This is a genomic window from Candidatus Flexicrinis affinis (assembly GCA_016716525.1).
In the GTDB taxonomy this organism is placed as follows: Bacteria; Chloroflexota; Anaerolineae; order Aggregatilineales; family Phototrophicaceae; genus Flexicrinis; species Flexicrinis affinis.
In genome coordinates, this window is record JADJWE010000007.1 from 271077 (window position 1) to 288143 (window position 17067).

A 17067-nucleotide genomic window follows, 5' to 3' on the forward strand; every position below is an offset into this window, starting at 1 on the left:
CGCATAAACGCACGCAGGCAGCCCGAAAAACACCTCCGGGCCGCCCCTCAATGGAACAGTCGACATGTCGCATTTTCATGGTGTCAACGAGGGCTACGTCCTCGAACTGTACGACCGTTATCAGAAGCAACCGGACTCGGTGGACCCGCGCACACGGGCCTTCTTCGCGTCGTGGTCGCCCGAGGTGGTCGAGAACGGTTACGGCGCCACGGCTCACGGCGTGAGTCTGGATACCGTCGAACTGACGATGCGCGAGATTCACAAGGCCGTCGGTGCCGTAAACTTCGCGCAGGCGATCCGCCAGTTCGGCCATGTCGAAGCGCAGATCGACCCGCTCGGCACGCCGCGACCCGGCGATCCTGAACTGTCGCCGGAGTTCCACGGCATCAGTTGGGACGACCTGCGCGGCATCCCGGCCAGCCTCGTCGGCGGGCCGATCGCCGGCAGTGCGTCCAACGCGTTCGAAGCTATCAACCGCCTCTTGCAGGTGTATTGCGGCTCGATCGGCTTCGATAACGACCATATCCGTATTCCCGAGGAGCGAAACTGGCTGCGCGAGGCGGCCGAGAGCGGGCGCTACCGCTTCAACTGGTCGCAGTCGCTGACCGTGCCGATGCTCAATCGGCTCACACAAGTCGAGGCGTTCGAGCAGTTCCTGCAGAACACCTTCCCGACCAAATACCGCTTCTCGATCGAGGGACTGGACACGATGGTGCCCCTGCTCGACGAGATCGTGCGGCTGACGGCCACCAGCGTGACGACCACCATCGCGATCGCCATGGCGCACCGCGGGCGGCTCAACGTGCTGACGCATATCATGGGCAAGCCGTACGCGCAAATCTTGAGCGAGTTTCGCGACGCGCTGATCGTCGACGAGGTCGGCTACACCGTTGGTGACGTCAAGTACCACAAGGGCGTGCAGTACGAAGTCGGCAAGAACGCCAACGGAGAGCCGCTGGTCGTGACCATGCCGCCCAACCCAAGCCACCTCGAGTTCGTCAACCCGGTCGCGGTCGGCATGGCGCGCGCCGCTGGCACCCGCACCGATCACCCCGGCGCGGCGAAGTTCGACCACGAACTGACACTCCAAGTGTTGATCCACGGCGACGCGGCGTTCCCCGGACAGGGCATCGTCGCCGAAACGTTCAACCTGTCGCTGCTGCCCGGCTATTGGACCGGCGGGACGATCCACGTCATCGCCAACAACCAGCTCGGCTTCACGACCTCGCCCGTCGATGGGCGCAGCACCTTGTACGCCAGCGACCTCGCCAAAGGCTTTAAGGTGCCGGTCATGCATGTCAACGCCGACGACCCGGCAGCCGTCCTCGAAACCGCGCGCATCGCCTACGCGTACCATCAGCGCTTCGGCAAGGACATCCTGATCGACCTCGTCGGCTACCGGCGTTACGGCCACAACGAGATGGACGAGCCGAACTACACCCACCCGCTGATGTACCGCATCGTGCGCGATAAGAAGGGCGTGCGACAGGTGTGGGCCGATCGGCTGATCGAGAAGGGGCACATCACCGCCACGACGGCGTCTTCGATGTACGACGAATACATCGCGCATCTGACCGAAATCAACGACACGTTGGCCCCGCCGGAAGAACTGCGCCCCGAACGCGCGCCCGATCCGCCGCAGGGCGCCGCCGCGGCGGTCGTCACCGCCGTGCCGATGGAGGCGCTCAAGGCGATCAACGACGGCCTTGCCAACGTCCCCGAGAAGTTCAATTTCACGTCGGTGCGCTTCAAGGGCACGCTCGCAAAACGGCGCGAAGCGTTCGATGACGTGGACGATCCGCGCATCGACTGGGCCACAGCCGAAGAACTCGCCTTCGCGACGATCCTCGCCGATGGCACCCCGGTGCGCCTGACCGGTCAGGACAGCGAGCGCGCGACGTTCAGCCAGCGCCACGCCGTCCTGCGCGACGCCAAGACCGGCGAGAAATGGGTGCCTTTGCATCACTTCCCGCAGGCGCGCGCCACCTTCGAGGTCTACAACAGCCCGTTGAGCGAGGCGGCGGTGCTCGGCTTCGAGTACGGGTACAGCGTGCAGGAGCCGTCGCGGTTGGTGCTGTGGGAGGCGCAGTACGGCGATTTCGCCAACGGCGCGCAGGTCATCATCGACCAGTTCATCATGTCCGGCCGCGAGAAGTGGGGACAGACCCCCTCGCTGGTGCTGCTGCTGCCGCACGGCCACGAAGGGGCGGGCCCCGATCACTCGTCGGCGCGCCTTGAACGCTTCCTGCAAATGGCCGCCAAGATTAACAGCCGCATCGCCTACCCGACGACTGCCGCGCAGTACTTCCACCTGCTGCGCCGGCAGGCGCTGCTCTTGGAAACCGACCCGCTCCCGCTAGTCGTCATGGCACCCAAGTCGCTGCTGCGCAAGGAGTCGGTGTTCAGCCCGGCCCGGGAGCTGGCCGAAGGCCGCTGGCAGCCTGTTCTGCCGGACACGGCCGCAGACCCGTCCGCCGTCACGCGGCTCGTGTTGTGCAGCGGCAAGTACTACTACGATCTAGTCGAGAGCGAGCATCGCGCCAAGCATCCGGAGGTTGCGGTCGTCCGCGTCGAGCAGCTTTATCCGCTGCCCGTGCGCGAGCTGCGCGCGCTGGTTGAGTCGTATCCGAACCTCGCCCAAATCGTGTGGGCGCAGGAGGAGCCGAAGAACTCCGGCGCTTGGGAGTACATCGGGTGGCGTCTGCGCAAGCTGGTTGAGGGTAAAATCCCGGTCGATTACGTCGGCCGGCGCCGCAGCGGCAGCGCCGCCGAGGGCAGCAAGAACGCGCATATCAAGAATCAGTCGCTGATCGTGGATTACGCGTTCAGCTGGCAGTTCGGCAAATAACTTCGCAGGCCGAGGGGAGATCAGGTGTTATGGCAGTGAATATCACCGTACCGGAACTCAGCGAATCCGTGTCCGAGGCGACAGTCGCCGAGTGGATGGTTAACGTGGGCGATGCCGTGAAGGCCGGCGATGTGCTGGTCACGTTGGAGACCGACAAGGTCGCCGTGGAAGTAACGGCCGATTCGGACGGCGTGGTCGCGTCGATCGACCAGCCTGCCGGCAGCGACGTCAAGGCCAAGCAGGTGCTCGGCACGTTGGATGCCAACGGCGCCGCTGGTACTCCCGCGCCTGCACAGCCCGCCGCCGACAAGAAGGCAGAGACGACCGAGGCCCCGCGCAAGACCGGCCCGCTCGACATCTCCGACCGCCCGACCGCGACCCTGCCCGCCGTGGGCGCTGAAGGCACGAAAGCGACGCCGGTCGCGCAGCGTGTGGCCGCGGCCCACAACGTGCCGGTCGATCAAGTCCCGGCCAGCGGCGGCAAGGTGACGAAAGCCGACGTGCAGAGCTACGTCGAGCAGCAGCAGAAGCCCGCATCGGCTCCTGCGCCCGCGGCACCACCAGCGAAGATCACCAGCACACAGCAGGTCTTGGCCCTCGGGACCTCCACCGCTAACGGCCGCAAGGAAGAGCGGGTGCGCCTCTCGCGCCGCCGCCAGACCATCGCCCGGCGCCTGATCGAAGCGCAGTCGACCGCAGCTATGCTGACGACCTTCAACGAGATCGACATGAGCGCGGTGATCGACATCCGCACGCGCCGCAAAGAGGCGTTCCAGAAGAAGCATGGTATCGGCCTCGGCTTCAGCTCGTTCTTCGTCAAGGCGTCGATCGGCGCACTCAAGGCGTTTCCGGCGGTCAACGCCGAAATTCAGGACCGCGATGTCGTCTACAAGCACTACTACGACATCGGCATTGCTATCGGCGCGGAAGAGGGGTTGGTCGTGCCGGTGCTGCGCGACGCCGACAAGCTGAGCTTCGCCGCCATCGAGCAGGCGATCAAGGACTATGCGCAGCAAGCCAAGGACGGTACGCTGTCAATCGAGTCGTTGATGGGCGGCACGTTTACCATCACCAACGGCGGCATTTTCGGCTCGATGATGTCGACGCCGATCCTCAACCCGCCGCAGGTCGGCATTCTCGGCTTGCACGCGATCAAGGACCGGCCGGTGGTGGTCGATGGCCAAATCGCCATTCGGCCGATGATGTACGTCGCGCTGACCTACGATCACCGCATCATCGACGGGCGCGAGGCGGTGCAGTTCCTCGTGAAGATCAAGGAATTGATCGAGGAACCGGAGCAGCTTCTGCTCGAGGGATAGCACCCTGACTCCCGACCTCACAACCAGCACGGGCGGCCGCTTGGCCGCCCGTTTTACGATGTAGTATGTGGAGGCGTTGCCTCCACACCTCCACAAGGGATTTGCACCCCTTGACCCCGTTTCTGCGGATTGGCCTCTCGAGCGAGGCCGATCCGCGGTAATGGGAGTCCAGAGGGCGAAAGCCTTCTGGCAGGGTTTAGAACGGTGTCCTAAGCTGCAGCCCCCGCACACGCCAGCAATCTTCCCAAGATCGCCCCTGCTCCCGTCTTTCACCCTGCCGTTGAACGACGTATTCTCGCTTCCAACGTGGTTGACGCAGCAAGAATCCCCGTAGGTTATGCCCCCTCATTTCGCCGTAAAAACACCATCGGCGGGCTGATACCGGCTTCCCCTACGTACGTTTGTGACGCCTGTATCAATGTTGACGCGGCATTTCCAAATATGTTACCCGTACGTCTTGCGCTTCGGCGCGTGCCTTACTATTGCGAGGGAAGAGTTATGGCCAAGAAAGACTTGATCCGAGGTGTCAGTCGTCGTTCCTTCCTAAAGTCAGTCGGTGTCGGAGGTGCCGCCTTCGCCGCCGGGTCTTTACCGAGCCTTCGTCCGCAAGCAGAACCTCGCTTTCAGGCGCCGTCTCAACAACTCTCAGGTGATCTCCGAATCCTCCAATGGAGTCACTTCGTCCCGCAGTATGACAAATGGTTCGATCCGTTCACCCGCGTTTGGGGCGATATGGTCGGCGTCAACGTGTCTGTCGATCACGTCAACTTGGCCGACATACCGGGCGCAGCCGCAGCCGAAATCGCCGCGGGCGAGGGCCATGATCTGATCGAATACCTGTTCCCGCCGTCGAACCTTGAGCCTGCGGTCTTGGACTTGACCGACGTCAACGAAGAGGCCGACCGGCGCTTCGGCACGCGCGTGGACTTGACCCGCCGTTCGACGTATAACCCGACCACCGGCAAATACTACGGCTACTGCCACAGTTGGGTGCCCGATCCGGCCAACTATCGCCGCAGCATGTGGGCCGCGGCGGGCTATGAGAATGGCCCAGCCACGTGGGCGGACCTGCTCGAGGGCGGCACCCGCATCCGCAACGAGCAGGGCATTCAAATGGGCATCGGCATGTCCAACGAGCTTGACAGCAACCTCGCCGTGCGCGCCGTGCTGTGGGCGTTCGGGGCCACCGAGCAGGATGCAAACGAGAACGTCACGATCAACTCGCCGGAGACGATCGCGGCGCTCGAGTTCATGAAGAACCTGTACGAGAACTGCATGACCCCGGAAGTGTTTAGCTGGACGGCTGCGTCCAACAACCAACTTCTTGTGGCCGGGCAGGCATCGTACATCCTGAACTCGATTTCTGCATACCGCACGGCCGCCGAGGTGGACTACAACATCGCCGACGACATCGCCTTCGGCCCGCCGCTGCTCGGCCCAACCGGCATCGGCTTGGTCAGCGAACACGTTATCCCCATCTACATCATCCCGAACCACGCCCGTAACCCGGACGCGGCCAAGGAGTTCATGCTGCACCTGACCGCCAACAGCGACAGCATCGTGTTCAACAGCAAGCTGTACAACTTCCCGACCTACTTCGACCTCGTGCCGGAGCTGACGCGGGATGGTGGCTGGCTCGACCTCGACCCGTTCGGTGGCCGTCCGGTCGATAAGCTGGCGGTGCTGCGCGATGCGCCGAATTGGTCGACCGTAATCGGGCATCCCGGCCCGGCCAACCCGGCCATCGGCGAAGTGTTCAACACCTTCATCCTCGTGCAAATGTTCTCCGCTGTCGCACGCGGCGAGATGACGCCGGAACAGGCCGCGGCCGACGCCGAAGCCAAGATGGTTCCGATCTTCGAACGCTGGAAGGCGGAAGGTTTGATGGGCGGCGGCGCGTAGCCCTAGCCACGCAACGACATCGCACGCACTGACGACTCGCTCCTCTCGATCTTCGGAGGTCAGGGGAGCGAGTCGTGAGCGTGCTTTTATCGGGCGGCAGCGCGGCACATGGAACAGGACGAGTACGATGGCGGTTGTCGAGACGGCGAAGCTGTCCAAACACTTCGGTGACGTCAAAGCAGTAGACGGCATCGACATCACAATCAAAGAGGGCGAGTTTCTGGTGCTTCTCGGCCCCTCGGGAAGCGGCAAGACGACACTCATGCGGATGATCGCCGGCCTCGAAAAGCCCACCGGCGGCACAATCAAGATTGGCGACCGCGTCGTCAACGACCTACCGCCCCGCCTTCGCAACGTGGCGATGGTCTTTCAGAGTTACGCACTCTACCCGCACATGTCGGTGTTCAACAACATCGCATTCAGCCTGCGCCCGCTGGGCATGACCCGTCAGCAGATCGACGACAAGGTGCAGTGGGCGGCGCGCATGTTCAGCATTGACCACCTGCTCAACCGCAAGCCGCGACAGCTTTCCGGCGGTCAACGTCAGCGCGTGGCGCTGGCGCGGGCCATCGTGCGCGAACCCGACGTATTCCTGCTGGACGAGCCGTTGTCCAACCTCGACGCCAAGCTGCGAGCGTTGGCCCGTGACGAGCTCAAACAGTTTCAGCGGCAGTTGGGCGTTACGACGATCTACGTCACGCACGATCAGGTCGAGGCGATGGGCATGGGCGACCGTGTCGCGGTCATGAGCGATGGCCTGATCCACCAGCTCGGCACGCCCCAAGTCCTCTACGAACTGCCCGCCGACACATTTGTGGCAACATTTTTGGGCACGCCGCCGATGAATCTGGTCGAGACGGACTCGTGTCTGCTCGGCTTTCGGCCGGAAAACTTCCTGCCCGAAGCGGTGCATCCCGACACGCCGAACCCCATGGTTATCGACTTTCACCTGACGCGGGTCGAGTTTCTCGGCTCCGAACGCCTGCTGTACGGCACGATCGAAAGCGCCGACGGGCCGGTCAAGGTCGTGGGCGAGCTGCCGTCGGTGATCGACTACACGCCGGAGCCGGGCGCAATCTGCCCGATGACGGTCGACCGCCGTCATCTGAGCTACTTCGACAAGTCCACCGGCCAGCGCATCGCCCCGACGCCCTTCGCGCTCCGCAGCCTGCGCGACACGGCCAGCACGGCGTAGAGGCGAGTCATGACGACGACAACCCCGCCCCTCACGCGCGACCTGCAGCGCCGTCAAAGCCGGATGCTCAAGCTGCTCGACTCGGAGCGCTTTCTCGCGTCGGCGATGCTGCTCCCGGCTGTGATCTACATTGTGCTGCTGGTGGGAATCCCGCTGATTACCGCGATCCTGTTCAGCTTCAGCGACGCCACGATGGCCAGCCCGGAAATCGACGGACTCAGCTTCAACACGTTCGGGGCGGTGCTCAACGACCCGGTATTCCGCCGCTCGCTGGGCAACTCGATCGGCTTCACGATCATTTCTCAGGCGTCGATGGTGGTGCTTGGGAATATCCTCGCTTTGGCCTTGATGAAGAATTTCCCCGGGAAGTGGTTCGTCCGCCTGCTGATTCTGCTGCCGTGGGCCACGCCGATCGCGATTGGCTCGATCGGGTGGTTGTGGATGTACGACTCGGTGTACAGCCCGATCGACTGGATCTTCCGGCAGATCGGTCTGCTCGGCATGCAGGGTGACCGTGTCGGCCTGATCTCACCCGCACCCAATATGTACTGGCTCGGGCAGTATGGGCCGTTTTCGGTCATCCTCGTGCAAATCTGGCGCATGCTGCCGATGTCGACCGTCATCTTGATGGCCGGGCTGTCATCGATCCCGCAGGACGTCAAGGACGCGGCCGAGGTCGATGGCGTGGGTTTCTGGCGCACGTACTTCCAAGTCACGATCCCGCTGATCCGTCCGATCATCCTCGTGGCGTTCTTGTTCGGCGTGATCTTTACGTTCACCGACATGACCATCATCCACGTGCTCACGCGCGGAAGCTCGGACAACAGCACACAAGTGCTGGCAAGCTACGCCTACTACAAAGGCATCGACGGCGGCAACCTCTCGCAGGGGGCGGCAACCGCCATCTTCATGCTGCCGGTGCTGCTCGGTCTCGCGATGATTCTGCTGCGCATCGCGCGGCGGTCGGAGGTGCGCTGATGGCCGAAAAGACGAGCGTCAAGGTGTACCGGCCGCACATCCCCTCCCCGGCACGGCGGCGCGTCAACCGGCTTGGTCGGGGCGGGCTCCAGGCCGTGATCATTGCGTTCTTTACGATCTTCGCGGCCTTCCCGTTCTACTGGATGCTGATTGCGACGTTCAAGACCAATCAGGACCTGTATCGGCCGATCAACAACCCGTTCATCTTCAACCAGTCCCCGACGCTCGATAATCTCAAGCTGCTGTTCAACGAGACGAACTACGCCGTGTGGATCGGCAACAGCATCTTCATCGGCATCGCCGTCGTGTTGATCACACTGCTGCTGGCCGTCCCGGCCGCGTATGCCCTCGCGCGGCTCTCCGGCCGTTTGGGCGAACAGCTCGGCATCTTGATGTTCATGGTATACCTGATCCCGCCGACCCTGCTGTTCATCCCGATGTCTCGCGTGATTACGCTGCTCGGCCTGCGCGACTCGATCTGGTCGCTGATCCTCGTGTATCCCACTTTCACCGTGCCGTTCTGCACGTGGCTGTTGATGGGCTTCATGAAGTCGATTCCGGCCGACATCGAAGAACAGGCGACCGTCGACGGCTACACGCGGTTCGGCGGGGTCGTCCGCGTGATCATGCCGCTGGCGCTGCCGGGTCTGCTGACCGTCGTGGTCTTCTCGTTCACGCTGACCATGCACGAGTTCATCTACGCGCTGGCGTTCGTCAGCGTGAGCGCACAGAAGGTCATCAGCATCGGCGTAACGAGCGAATTGATCCGCGGCGACGTCTACTTCTGGCAGTCGATCATGTCCGCCGGCATCATCGTCGCGATCCCGGTCGCGCTCATCTACAACATCTTCCTCAACCGGTTCGTTGCAGGGTTTACGCTCGGCGCCGTCAAAGGCTGATCGAAGCGCACGTAATCAGCCGCCGCTGCCAGCTACTGCTGTCGGCGGCAGGCTTGGTTCGCAGTGGTTGTTGCGACGTGATTTGGATTTGTCGCTACAATGTACGCACATGTGCATGTTCCGCCGGAACCGAGCCGTATTGACGCGCGGATCGGGAGGGCATGCTGTCAAATTTCCCCGCGCACAAGGAGATGTCAGATGCCCATGAAAATTGGGTTGATCGGCTGCGGCAACATTGCGCCGCAGTACGTTACCGGCCTGAGGATGTTCCCCGATGATGTTACGCTCGCAGCGTGCGCGGACCTTGTCGCTGGGAAGGCGCAGGCATTCGCGCAGGCCAACGGCATCCAAGCGTTGAGCCTCGAGGACTTGCTCGCCCACGACGACATCGACATCATCGTAAATCTGACGACTCCGAACGCACACCACGAAACGTGCTTGCGCGTGCTCGACGCCGGAAAGCACGTTTATACAGAGAAGCCGCTTGCACTCAATCGGAGCGACGGGCGTTCGATCGTGGAAGTTGCGGAGAGCAAAGGTCTACGCGTGGGCTGCGCCCCGGATACATTCCTCGGGTCCGGCGGGCAGACCAGCCGCACAGCCATCGACGAGGGCCGCATCGGGCGTCCCATCTCAGTGACAGCGTTCATGGCCAACCATGGGCCGGAGTCGTGGCATCCCAACCCTGGGTTTTACTTCACCGAGGGTGGCGGCCCAATGCTTGACATGGGTCCGTACTACCTTACGGCCCTGATCAACCTCTTCGGCCCGATCCGGGGTATTGCGGCGTTTACGACGCGCGCCTTCAACGAACGCATAGCCAATCACGAGGCGATCCGGGGGCAGCGTCTGCCGGTGACGGTCAGCACGCATTATGCCGGCACGATCGAGTTCGTATCCGGCACGATCGCCACGATAATCACCAGCTTCGATACATGGCAGCATCACCTGCCGAACATCGAAATCCACGGGACCGAAGGCAGTATGATGGTGCCGGACCCGAATGGGTTCGGCGGAAACGTATCGGTCTGGACGCCCGAAACGCGGTCATGGGACTTGGTCGCACCCTGCCCGGGTGCCGACTACATGCGCGGGGTCGGTGTTGCAGACATGGCCCGCAGCATCGCTCTAGGCACGCCGCACCGTGCCTCTGGCGCCTTGGGCTATCACGTCCTCGATGCGATGCTGGCGTTCGACGAGTCCTCCACCGAGCGCCGCTTTATCGAGTTGGAGTCCACCGTCGAGCGCCCGGCGGTGTTGACCTTCTGAGCCGGGCGGCGACTGACAGCGCAAAAGGAAATACGGAAGTGAACGGTAAAGCACTCATCGTCTACGGTGGTTGGAAGGGTCACGACCCGGAAGAGACATCGGCGCTTTTTGCGCGACTGTTGACCGACGCCGGCATGCACGTCACGCGCTCGGAGTCGCTCGACAGCTTCCTCGACACAGACCTCATGGCGTCGCTTGATCTCATCGTGCCGTTGTACACGATGAGCACGATCGCGCCTGAACAGGAGAAGGCGCTGCTAGGCGCGATCCGGGACGGCGGCGTGAACTGTGGCGGATGGCACGGCGGGATGGCCGACGCCTTCCGCAACAACCCCGATTATCAGTTCATGGTCGGCGGCCAGTGGGTCGCACACCCGGGCGGAGTCATCGACTACCGCGTGAATATCACAGACAACGAACACCCGATCACAGCGGGCCTTCCCGACTTCGATATGCACTCCGAGCAGTATTACATGCACGTGGATCCATCCAACAGCGTGCTGGCGACCACCACGTTCAACGGCGAGCACGCGAACTGGATCGATGGCACAGTGATGCCGGTGGTCTGGACGCGCCGGTTCGGCAATGGCCGCGTCTTCTACACATCGCTGGGACACGTCATCGGCGACTTCGACGTGCCAGAAGCGCGCGAGATCGTGCGGCGCGGCCTACTGTGGGCAGCGGGCTGCCTCTAGGCGGCAGGGCGAAGGCGTAGATGCAGCATACAAGGTATGAACGGGGCAGTCCAGAGAGGCTGCCCTGTTTGATTCGGCGATGGATTCTCATGCGGTATAGTCCCATGTGCACACAAATCGTGGGAGACATGAGATATGTTCGGTTCTTTCTACAAGATGGCGCTGGGAAGCTGGGCGCTGACCGTCGTTCAAGATCGTCACGCGCAAGGCGATCCGGCCAACCTCGCGGCGAACGCGTCGGCCGAGGAGTTAGACGCACTGTTGGCAGCCAACGGCTTGAATCGCTCCGTCTATATGTCTACCGTCAACGTCATGTTCATCGAAACAGCCGACCGCAAGATCCTGATTGATACAGGCATCGGCGGCGACGCGGGCCGGCTGCTGCCGACCCTCAGGCTCCTCGAGGTCGATCCAGCCAGCATCACCGACATTCTGATCTCGCACAGCCACATGGATCACGTCGGCGGGTTGTCGGACGACACGACCGGTGTCTACCCGAACGCGACGGTGATGATCGGCCAAACCGAGTTCGATGCGCAGGCCGCGTCGCTCTCGCGGCTGACCCCGTACACACACGCCGACCGCCTGCGCGTGATGCCGGACAGTGGCGAATGGCTTCCGGGCATCACGGCGATCCCGGCATTCGGGCACACGCCCGGCCACACCGCGTTTCTGCTTGAAAACGAGGGTACGTCGCTGCTGATGGTCATGGACGCGGCCAACAACAACGTGATCTCGCTGGCGAGGCCGGATTGGGCGTTCCGCTTCGATGCCGACCCGGCGATGGCGTCCGCGTCGCGGAGAGCCTTGCTCGAAAAGGCGGTCGTGGAGCAACGGCGCGTATTCGGCTATCACTTCGCATTTCCCGGCGTCGGCTTTGTGGCGCGAGATCGTGACAGTTATCGGTGGGTTGTCTTGACGCCGTAAGCCGCACGGCGCGCTATACTGGTAACCGCATATCACCTTTTGGGACACCACCTAATGACCATGCCAGATGTAACAACCCAACTGAATGCCCGCAGCCGGACGCTCGTCGAAGGCGACAAGCGTGCGGGCGCCCGCGCGATGCTGAAGGCGATTGGCCTGACTGACGACGACCTCAAGAAGCCGCTGATCGCCGTGGCAAACACGTGGACGGAGATCGGCCCGTGCAACCACAACCACCTGCGCATCCTCAGCCATGCGATCAAAGAAGGCATCCGCAAGGCGGGCGGCACGCCGCTCGAATTCAACACTGTCAGCATCAGCGACGGCATCACGATGGGCACCGAAGGCATGAAGGCCAGCCTGATCAGCCGCGAGATGGTCGCCGACAGCATCGAACTGGTAACGCGCGCCAACTACTTCGACGGTGTGATCGCCATCTCGTCGTGCGACAAGACCATCCCCGGCACAATCATGGCGCTGCTGCGGCTCGATCTGCCGAGCGTGATGATCTACGGCGGCAGCATCGCCCCCGGCCACTACAACGGCCGCGACCTGACCATTCAGGACGTGTACGAGGCGATTGGCGCATACGCCGCCAACCGCATCAGCTATGACGAATTCGTTGCCATCGAGAACGAAGCGTGCCCCGGCGTGGGGGCGTGCGGCGGGCAGTTCACCGCCAACACGATGTCGATGGTCGCCGAGCTGATGGGCATTTCACCGATGGGCGTCAACGACGTGCCGGCTGTGGGCGATGACAAAGTCACTGTGTCCGAAAAGAAGAAGGGCGCGGCGGCCCGCGTCGGCGAGATGATCCTCGACCTGATCGAGCGCGACTGGCGGCCCTCGCGTTACATCACCCGCCAGAGTCTCGAAAATGCGATCGTCGGCGCGGCGGGCAGCGGCGGCAGCACCAACGCCATCCTGCACACGCTCGCCTTCGCCCGCGAGGCCGGCATCCCGTTCACGCTCGACGATATTGAGTCGATCAGCAGTCACGTGCCGCTGTTGGTCGACATGAAGCCGACCGGCAAGTACACCGCGGTCGATCTGCACGCCGCCGGCGGTATCCGCCTGTTCGTTCAGCGCATGGTGGAAGGCGGCTACCTCCACGCCGACGCGCGCACCGTCACCGGGCGCACGCTGGCCGAGGAAGCTGCATCAGCCCGTGAGACGCCCGGCCAGACCGTGATCGCGCCGTTGAGCGCGCCGATCAACGCCAGCGGTGGGTTGGTGGTGCTGAAGGGTAATCTCGCGCCGCGCGGTGCGGTGATCAAGCGCAAAGGCGACGAACCGCCGTATCACAAGGGACCGGCGCGCGTGTTCGACCGTGAAGAGGACGCCATGGATGCGGTGCAAAACAACCGCATCGTGGCGGGCGACGTGGTCATCATCCGCTATGAGGGGCCGGTGGGCGGCCCGGGGATGCGCGAGATGCTGGGCGTGACCGCGGCGCTAACCGGTCAAAACCTCGGCCGGGACGTGCTGCTGATCACCGACGGGCGCTTTAGCGGGGCCACCAAAGGCATGTGCATCGGGCACGTCGCGCCGGAAGCGATGGTCGGCGGGCCGATCGGACTGGTGCGCGAGGGGGACATTATCGAGTGCGACATCGCCACGCGCAGCCTCAATGTGCTGCTCAGCGACGCGGAACTCGAGGCGCGGCGGGCGGCGTGGGTCGCGCCCAAGCCGCATTATGCCAGCGGCGTGCTGCGCAAATACGCCAACACCGCGCTGCAAGCGGACGACGGCGCAGCCACCAACGTTCTCGCCTAATCCGAACGAAAACGGCGCTCCGTTACCGGAGCGCCGTTTCGTTTGCGTCGGGTGCGGGATGCAGCGGGCTAGTTCCCGTCGGCGTCCAGTTCGTGCAGGGCTCGCTCGGCGCTGCGCAGCCGAGTCCACATGCTAAAGACAAGGCCACCCATGACGAGTATGACGACGGCCACGCCCAAGTACAGGTATTCAGCGGTTTGCGGCATGTGTGAATCCTCCGGTTAGTCGCGCTCTGCGCGGCGGCGGGCGACGCGTTCGAGCAGGTTCTGAAGGCGGATGCGGTGCCACATCAACGTCAGCGGCAGCAGTACGCCCCAGATGATCAGGTTCGGTACGAGCGCGACTGCCGTACCGACGGTGGCTTCGAAGGTACCTTCGGCGCTCTGCGGGCTAGCGCCGATCACGACCGGGTGGATGGTGTCCGGCCGAATGCGGATGATGACCAGCGTGTAGATCACCGTGACGAACGCGATGATTCCGTAGACCGAAGCGAAGCGCCGGCGCTGATCGGGGTTCTCGATGGCGCCGCGCAGCATCAGGTACGCCGCGTAGGTCAGCGCCATAATGGCGGCGGATGTCAGGCGCGGGTCCCACGTCCACCACGTGTTCCAGATCGGGCGCGCCCAGATCGATCCGGTCGCCAGCGTCACGATCGAGCAGGCGAGACCGACCTCGATGCCGCTCAGGGCAAGCGTGTCCCATTTGACGTTGCGCGTGCGCAAGTATCCGATGCCGCCAACAACCGCGGCACCGAACGCAAAGAACGCGCCGAAGAAGGATGGCATGTGGATGTAGAACAGCCGCTGAACGTCTCCCTGGTCGGCGTCGGGGCTGACGACGAACAGCGCCAGAACGGTGCCGACGGCGACCGCGACGGCCGTGACGACCGTCAAGATCAACAACCGGCGAGGCATAGGGGTGCGTGCGACTTCGACTTGTGTAACGGGGGATTGCGTGACTGCACTCATAGGTGAAGACTCCTGCCTGTCTCGAACCTAAAGAAATCTGTGTAAAGCTCCAAAAGTATACAAACCCTGGGAAGAATTGCCTAGAGAATGCAACGCAAGAGCTTCACGGTTTGGCGTACAATGGTCGAGTATAATGTGAGTCCGCCACAACACAGGCGACATACGCCATGTTTACAGCGTGAGGGTTGACACTATGGCTGATGCGCGCATCATCACCTTGGATCCATCGGGAACCGCTGGACGGATGGTCCGCAGTGCATTGGAACTGCTGGATCTCGTGCCGGTTCAGGTCGATGCGCCAACGGTGGAAGCTGCGATGCGCGAGATCGACCGCGGGGCGACACTGCTGGTCGTCGCGGAAGAACTTGACGCACAGTCCGGCAGCGAGATCGCCGCACAGGTGGCCAACCACAACGACGACATCGCCGTGGTGCTGGTCACCGAAGACGACGAGGAAGCCCCCCACGACTCGGTCGTCGTGATCAGCCGTGGGAATGCCATCTCGTTCGTGCGCGCCGTCGAGGCGGCAATTCACCGCCGCAGCATCCGCGAAGCGGTTCGCCGTACCGCCGCCATCCCGCTCATGACCGAACCCGAAAGCTCGCACATCCCCCACGTCGATCCGGTTGCGCTTGACCGTGTACTGGAACAGCTTCAAATCGATCTCGGCGCGTTGGGTCTGCTGCTGGCCGCCCGCACTGGCCATTTAGTCGTGTCGAAGGGTGCGCTCGGCACGCTTGATTCCGACCGGTTGGTGGGCATGCTGGCCCCGACCATGAAGACCGGGCGTGACGTCCGCGATGTGGTGGGCGGCCAGATCTCGACCGTGCAGTTCTACGACGGCGAGTCGTACGCCGTGTTCGTGCTGTCGATCGGGCTGCATCACTTCTTGTGCGTGCTATACGGCGGGTCGAACGGCGCGCGCCAGTTCGGCGCGGTCAACCGGTTTGGCCGGCGCGGCGCGGAGGACATCATCGCGTTGATCGGCGCGGACGCATTTATCTGGCAGCCCACGACGGACGAACCGGAGCCGGTGCGTTCGACCGCGCGCTTGAAGGCTGTCCGGCTTGAGCGCAGCGACTCGACGCTCGAAGTGCCGCTGGCGAAGGCGGAGTTCATTGAAACGACACCCGAGTACGAACCTCAGCCGGAGCTGACGCTCGAACCGATCGAAGACCTCGACCTCGACGCGCTGTTCAGCGACGACATCGCGGTCGAAGGCGACGCCGATCAACTCTTCGATCTCGATGTGCTCGAGGACTTGAGCAAGTCGTCTCAGGCTGGCAAAGGCAAGCTCGACTGGGATCAGGCGAAGGAAATCGGCCTGATCTCGTGAATCCGGTCTATCGTGCGGAAGTACGACATCAAGATTACGTGCTGCGTACCAACCGCAGCCCGACGCTTTGGATTCTGCTGGCGCTGGTGCTGCTCGTCCCCGCGTTGATCGCTTCGGGCGCGTTTACCGTGCTGGTCGGCGTACTCGGCGTCCGGCTTCCCCCAATTCCCATAATCTCGAATATCGATACCGTGGGCGAGGCGGTCTACACCATTGGCGCTATTGCGCTGATCACGATGAATCTGGCGCACTACCTCGTCGTCGCGCTGGTGTCGAGCGGACTCGCCGTGATGAGCGTTCAGCGCGAGCAGCGCAATCATACGTGGGACCTGCTGGTCCTGACGAAGCAGAGCGCACGGGCAATCGCGCTCGGCAAAATCGCCGCGTCGTTGTGGGTGCTGCGCCGCGACACCGCCATCGTCACGATCCTGCGCGTCGGCCTGCTGATGCTGGCTATCGACCTCATTCGCGACCTGTACGCCGGGTCGCAGTTCACGCCGTTCGACGCGCTGTATCTGACAATGTGGGTCGTGTTGTGGACGGTGATGGACACTGTGCTGTCGGTCTCGGCGGCGATCGCGTCGGCACTGGCCCCGCAGTGGCGCCCGGTAATGCTGCCGGTGGCGCTGGCGGTGCGCGGCATCACGCTGTTCGGCGGCGTGTTTTGGCTGGCGGGGATGATCAACCGGATGTTGAGCGAGCCGGACCGTCTCGGATTTGTCGTGTACGGTCTTATTGGCCTGACGGTCCTTGCCGGATTCGTGTTCGCATCGGTGCGCGTGGTGGAAGTCGCTGCACGTCTGGCGCACGCGTCGCCATATCTGAGCGTCCCGCCGCGATCGCAGGATTGGCCGCCAAGCGTTGACTCCGAGCCGCAGAACCTGCCGAACCCGTCGCAGGGATAAGCCCCGGTACTGACAAACATTCTCGGCGTTCGCCCGCCGCGGCGGTGTAC

General features: G+C 63.1%; 14 protein-coding genes. 12 read left to right on the plus strand and 2 right to left on the minus strand.

Annotated elements, in window-relative coordinates; all coding sequences use genetic code 11:
- Positions 1-64: 64 nt before the first annotated feature.
- The 10 genes from IPM16_18795 to ilvD all read left to right on the plus strand — a co-directional run bounded on the left by IPM16_18795 (position 65) and on the right by ilvD (position 13808).
- The gene (locus IPM16_18795) at positions 65-2848 is read left to right on the plus strand and encodes a 2-oxoglutarate dehydrogenase E1 component (GenBank protein MBK9125151.1); all 2784 of its coding nucleotides are present in this window, start codon (positions 65-67) and stop codon (positions 2846-2848) included.
- A 29-nt stretch (positions 2849-2877) separates the two neighbouring features.
- Complete coding sequence (gene odhB, locus IPM16_18800; protein ID MBK9125152.1) at positions 2878-4167, plus strand: 2-oxoglutarate dehydrogenase complex dihydrolipoyllysine-residue succinyltransferase; 1290 nt, start codon at positions 2878-2880, stop codon at positions 4165-4167.
- A 498-nt stretch (positions 4168-4665) separates the two neighbouring features.
- On the plus strand, positions 4666-6069 hold the full coding sequence (locus tag IPM16_18805) for an extracellular solute-binding protein (GenBank protein ID MBK9125153.1): 1404 nt from the start codon (positions 4666-4668) through the stop codon (positions 6067-6069).
- Between the two features lie 127 nt (positions 6070-6196).
- Positions 6197-7264, plus strand: coding sequence for an ABC transporter ATP-binding protein (locus IPM16_18810; GenBank protein MBK9125154.1), 1068 nt, complete (start codon positions 6197-6199; stop codon positions 7262-7264).
- A gap of 9 nt (positions 7265-7273) precedes the next feature.
- On the plus strand, positions 7274-8242 hold the full coding sequence (locus tag IPM16_18815; protein MBK9125155.1) for a sugar ABC transporter permease: 969 nt from the start codon (positions 7274-7276) through the stop codon (positions 8240-8242).
- A complete protein-coding gene (locus tag IPM16_18820; protein MBK9125156.1) occupies positions 8242-9141 on the plus strand; it encodes a carbohydrate ABC transporter permease in 900 nt (299 codons plus the stop codon). The genes IPM16_18815 and IPM16_18820 overlap by 1 nt, the downstream gene beginning before the upstream one ends.
- A gap of 198 nt (positions 9142-9339) precedes the next feature.
- The gene (locus IPM16_18825) at positions 9340-10410 is read left to right on the plus strand and encodes a Gfo/Idh/MocA family oxidoreductase (protein MBK9125157.1); all 1071 of its coding nucleotides are present in this window, start codon (positions 9340-9342) and stop codon (positions 10408-10410) included.
- Positions 10411-10466: 56 nt separating this feature from the next.
- On the plus strand, positions 10467-11105 hold the full coding sequence (locus IPM16_18830; GenBank protein MBK9125158.1) for a ThuA domain-containing protein: 639 nt from the start codon (positions 10467-10469) through the stop codon (positions 11103-11105).
- Between the two features lie 135 nt (positions 11106-11240).
- Positions 11241-12032, plus strand: coding sequence for an MBL fold metallo-hydrolase (locus IPM16_18835; GenBank protein MBK9125159.1), 792 nt, complete (start codon positions 11241-11243; stop codon positions 12030-12032).
- Positions 12033-12092: 60 nt separating this feature from the next.
- Positions 12093-13808 (plus strand): dihydroxy-acid dehydratase, encoded by a 1716-nt coding sequence (gene ilvD, locus IPM16_18840; GenBank protein ID MBK9125160.1) that lies wholly within the window; start codon positions 12093-12095, stop codon positions 13806-13808.
- A 68-nt stretch (positions 13809-13876) separates the two neighbouring features.
- Here ilvD and IPM16_18845 read toward each other — a convergent pair whose 3' ends face one another.
- Positions 13877-14014, minus strand: coding sequence for a hypothetical protein (locus IPM16_18845; protein MBK9125161.1), 138 nt, complete (start codon positions 14012-14014; stop codon positions 13877-13879).
- A 15-nt stretch (positions 14015-14029) separates the two neighbouring features.
- On the minus strand, positions 14030-14776 hold the full coding sequence (gene ccsA / locus IPM16_18850; GenBank protein ID MBK9125162.1) for a cytochrome c biogenesis protein CcsA: 747 nt from the start codon (positions 14774-14776) through the stop codon (positions 14030-14032).
- 193 nt (positions 14777-14969) lie between these two features.
- Here ccsA and IPM16_18855 point away from each other — a divergent pair, with 193 nt between their 5' ends.
- Positions 14970-16112 (plus strand): hypothetical protein, encoded by a 1143-nt coding sequence (locus IPM16_18855; GenBank protein MBK9125163.1) that lies wholly within the window; start codon positions 14970-14972, stop codon positions 16110-16112.
- Entirely contained in the window at positions 16109-17017 is a 909-nt protein-coding gene (locus IPM16_18860; protein MBK9125164.1) for a hypothetical protein, read from the plus strand. Before IPM16_18855 ends, IPM16_18860 begins: the two co-directional genes overlap by 4 nt.
- The last annotated feature ends 50 nt before the right edge of the window (positions 17018-17067 follow it).

Excerpts from the sequence above, each read along its gene's own strand:
- IPM16_18795 (MBK9125151.1), top strand. The coding sequence starts at position 65 with ATGTCGCATTTTCATGGTGTCAACGAGGGCTACGTCCTCGAACTGTAC.
- IPM16_18855 (MBK9125163.1), top strand. The coding sequence starts at position 14,970 with ATGGCTGATGCGCGCATCATCACCTTGGATCCATCGGGAACCGCTGGA.
- IPM16_18810 (MBK9125154.1), top strand. The coding sequence starts at position 6,197 with ATGGCGGTTGTCGAGACGGCGAAGCTGTCCAAACACTTCGGTGACGTC.
- IPM16_18820 (MBK9125156.1), top strand. The coding sequence starts at position 8,242 with ATGGCCGAAAAGACGAGCGTCAAGGTGTACCGGCCGCACATCCCCTCC.
- IPM16_18815 (MBK9125155.1), top strand. The coding sequence starts at position 7,274 with ATGACGACGACAACCCCGCCCCTCACGCGCGACCTGCAGCGCCGTCAA.
- ilvD (MBK9125160.1), top strand. The coding sequence starts at position 12,093 with ATGCCAGATGTAACAACCCAACTGAATGCCCGCAGCCGGACGCTCGTC.
- IPM16_18845 (MBK9125161.1), bottom strand. The coding sequence starts at position 14,014 with ATGCCGCAAACCGCTGAATACCTGTACTTGGGCGTGGCCGTCGTCATA.
- IPM16_18825 (MBK9125157.1), top strand. The coding sequence starts at position 9,340 with ATGCCCATGAAAATTGGGTTGATCGGCTGCGGCAACATTGCGCCGCAG.
- IPM16_18835 (MBK9125159.1), top strand. The coding sequence starts at position 11,241 with ATGTTCGGTTCTTTCTACAAGATGGCGCTGGGAAGCTGGGCGCTGACC.
- IPM16_18805 (MBK9125153.1), top strand. The coding sequence starts at position 4,666 with ATGGCCAAGAAAGACTTGATCCGAGGTGTCAGTCGTCGTTCCTTCCTA.
- ccsA (MBK9125162.1), bottom strand. The coding sequence starts at position 14,776 with ATGAGTGCAGTCACGCAATCCCCCGTTACACAAGTCGAAGTCGCACGC.
- odhB (MBK9125152.1), top strand. The coding sequence starts at position 2,878 with ATGGCAGTGAATATCACCGTACCGGAACTCAGCGAATCCGTGTCCGAG.